This window comes from Acinetobacter sp. UBA5934 (genome assembly GCF_002430855.1).
In the GTDB taxonomy this organism is placed as follows: domain Bacteria; phylum Pseudomonadota; class Gammaproteobacteria; order Pseudomonadales; family Moraxellaceae; genus Acinetobacter.
The window spans coordinates 351-781 of record NZ_DJDC01000067.1 but is presented as its reverse complement, the minus strand read 5'-3'; the positions used below and the strand labels follow the sequence as shown (position 1 = coordinate 781).

The 431-nt window shown below is 44.5% G+C and carries 1 protein-coding gene; it reads left to right on the top strand.

The features are described from left to right. A partial coding sequence (locus tag B2Y23_RS04670; protein WP_291369324.1) for a type 1 glutamine amidotransferase occupies positions 1-431 on the top strand: 431 nt, incomplete at both ends.

Genomic DNA, 431 nt, shown 5'->3' with positions numbered 1-431 from the left:
TTATTTTCAGCATATTGCTGGTGAAGGGTTCGGCAGTTGTTATCAATTTTTAAAACAGCACCAAGCTAAAATTAGTGCAACGGAATTTTTTGCTTTACCCGTGGATCGACCGCTGGATATAGAAGCTTTACCACAAGTAGAAGATGTTGATTTACTCATCATCATGGGTGGGGCAATGAGTGTGAATGATGAAGCTAATTATCCCTGGTTAAAGGTGGAAAAACGCTGGATCAGACGTTACTTGTCAATGGGAAAGCCAGCCATTGGGTTGTGTCTAGGGGGGCAGTTGATTGCCAATGCTTTGGGGGCAGCGGTCAGACGCAATGAACAGCAAGAATTAGGGTTGACCGAGGTACGTAGGGTTCAGCATGTGCCTGACGAGTGCTTTGTGTTGCCGGAACAATTTAAAGTCATGCAATGGCATAGTGAAA